We start from the raw sequence: 2,528 nt of genomic DNA on the forward strand, positions 1-2,528 counted from the left end.
CAATATAAAGAGTATTAACATTTAAATTCTCCATTATTATCTTTATTGTATTCATAACATATGGATCAACAGCTGGTTTTTGCTCTTGAAATATAAATGCATAATACTTATCCGACACCTTCTCTAAAACACAAAGAGCAGTATTATCTCCTCCACTACTATATGCTGGATCTAAATAAGCTATAGGACTTTTAAATTCATACTCTTTAATAATATTAATATTACTAAATATCGCATCATTATTTGCAACCCATTCTCCTAGTAATACACTGGCTTTATATGTTGGAAAGTCTTTATAAAGTTCTTCTTGGGTCTTTATAAATTCCTTTGAAATTGCCTCATTATCATATGTCGTAAAATTATATGTAGAATATATCGTGTTATTATCAATATAATCTGTTTTAAAATAATGCTCCGGATGATCAGGATTAGTATCAAAAACAATAAACTCTGGTTTTATTCTTAGTCTCTTAAGCGCTTCTTTTAATGTCTCTTTATGCAGCGTTGTTGCTTCATTAACATAAATAACAGCAGAATTCGATCCTCTAAATCTTTCAAAATCTCTTATTTTATCACCACCATATAAATTAACCCTTAAAGAATTGATTTCAAAATATGACGTATTTGAATATTTGGGAACAAAAGGTATTTTAAGCATATTAGCAAGCTTTTTAAACTGGCCTGTAACATTAATTTCTAATGCCTTCTGTGAGTTGCCTAATATAAAATTATTGGTATCTTGACTATAAAGATGCCTATTTTTAAGTAAAGTTTTTAAGAATAAATAACAAGCCAAAAATGTTTTACCACTTGCAATTCCACCTGATAAAATAACTTTGTTTTGATTATTCTTTTCAATATCATTTAACACTTTACGTTGTTTCTTAGTCAAAAATTTATTTTCAAAGCTTTTAAAATCAACAACTACTGGTTTTGGTTTAATAAAAGATGCAATATCAATACCAAATTCACGCTTATATTCCCTTTGCATAGACTTAAAAATGCTACTACTGTATATATCCATTTACTTATCCTTCAAACTTAAATCTACTCTCATCTAAGTCTGCGATTTTGAGTTTCTTCATTGTTTCATAACATAACTTCATTGTTTTATCTTCTTTCTCACGTTTTAAATCTTTAAGCTTAATTTTCTTATCTTGAAGTTCTCTACTATTTCCTTTCTTTTTACTCATTTTAATCTCTCTCTCCAATAGATCTATTTCTTCTATACAATCCTCAAGTTCCAATTCTAAATAATTGTTAAATGCCTTCATAAACTTAAGTCCAAGTTGACTTTTGGCTATACTAAATTGACTCTTAAGTTCACGTGCTTTAGCATTTGTCTCGAGTACTCGATCTAATATACTATTAAGAGTAGTTTTACAAATAGTTACTTTACTTTCACTAAAAAATTCCTTTGGATTATCTTTGATATTTTCCCATTTTTGTCTCATTTTACTTACATTAGCTCGTGAAACACCAAGTTCTTTCGCTATTTCAGTATCATTTAATCGACCTTCATCAAAATACATGGCATAATCTTCATATGCCCTCTTTACTTTATTCATATCTCTTCAACCTTATAATTTAACAAAAATTAATTTTAGTTAACATAAACTTTATAACAAAACATTAAACTTTCAAAAATAAATAAACAATTACAAAAATACCTATACAAGAAAAATAATAAATTTGAACTACCCTTAGAAACAAGGAGAGTATTATGATTAAATATACAAATTATTTGATATTTTGTAGTCTATTACTACTTTGCTGTTGCAAAGAAATAACAAAATCTACAAGACCCTCAAAAGATCTAACTAAAAAAAAGCCAGAAACTACAACAACACAAAAAACAGCTGAAGAAACATTAAGAAAAAATTTAACTGAAGAAGAGCAAGTAAACTTAGATTTCTTAAAAGAAAGTTTAAACAATAAAGAAAAGTTTAATAAGTTTTTATTATTTGCTCAACCTAAGATTAAAGAAGCTTTGGCTCACATAAAGACTCAACTTGAACGTTGCAAAAACAATAACGATGGTAAAGAAGGATTTAAAAATGCGGTACAAGCCTACTTTACTACAATGGATGACAATGAACTAGCTAATTTTAAAGATAGTGTGACGAGTACTTGTTAACGAAAGTTAAAAAATATTCAAAAAAACCTATTACATTGAAAAATATTGTAAAATGTCAAAAACATAATTCACATAATTTCATTTATTAAATTAGCAATTTAAAAAAAGTAAATAAAACTTTATGACAAACTAACAATTTTTATAAAATCAACAATCATATTATACAAATAATTATGAAATAGGAGAATAAAGATAAAATTAAAAGCAAATCTTTTTTAAAAATCCCTATACAAACCAAAATAACTAATAGTATACTTAAAAACAAGGAGAATATTATATGTATAAATATTTAAAACACATACTAATTTATAGTCTAATACTAGTCTATTCTTGTACAGATAAACTAAAAGTACACGAAAGAATAAGTTTAACACCAGCTAAACAAATACCA

3 protein-coding genes are annotated in these 2,528 nt (G+C 26.3%); 1 reads left to right on the forward strand and 2 read right to left on the reverse strand.

Features of this window, described 5'->3' with window-relative positions; all coding sequences use genetic code 11:
- On the reverse strand, window positions 1–1,024 hold a 1,024-nt coding region (locus U880_RS0101885; RefSeq protein WP_024654540.1), incomplete at its 3' end, for a PBSX family phage terminase large subunit.
- 4 nt (window positions 1,025–1,028) lie between these two features.
- On the reverse strand, window positions 1,029–1,568 hold the full coding sequence (locus U880_RS0101890) for a DUF603 domain-containing protein (RefSeq protein ID WP_024654541.1): 540 nt from the start codon (window positions 1,566–1,568) through the stop codon (window positions 1,029–1,031).
- 155 nt (window positions 1,569–1,723) lie between these two features.
- On the opposite strand from U880_RS0101890, the gene U880_RS0101895 reads away from it, so the two are divergent.
- Window positions 1,724–2,137 carry an Mlp family lipoprotein gene (locus tag U880_RS0101895; RefSeq protein ID WP_024654542.1) on the forward strand — a complete coding sequence of 138 codons (414 nt, stop codon included), beginning with the start codon at window positions 1,724–1,726 and terminating at the stop codon, window positions 2,135–2,137.
- The last annotated feature ends 391 nt before the right edge of the window (window positions 2,138–2,528 follow it).

Source organism: Borrelia hispanica CRI (assembly GCF_000500065.1).
GTDB lineage: Bacteria > Spirochaetota > Spirochaetia > Borreliales > Borreliaceae > Borrelia > Borrelia hispanica.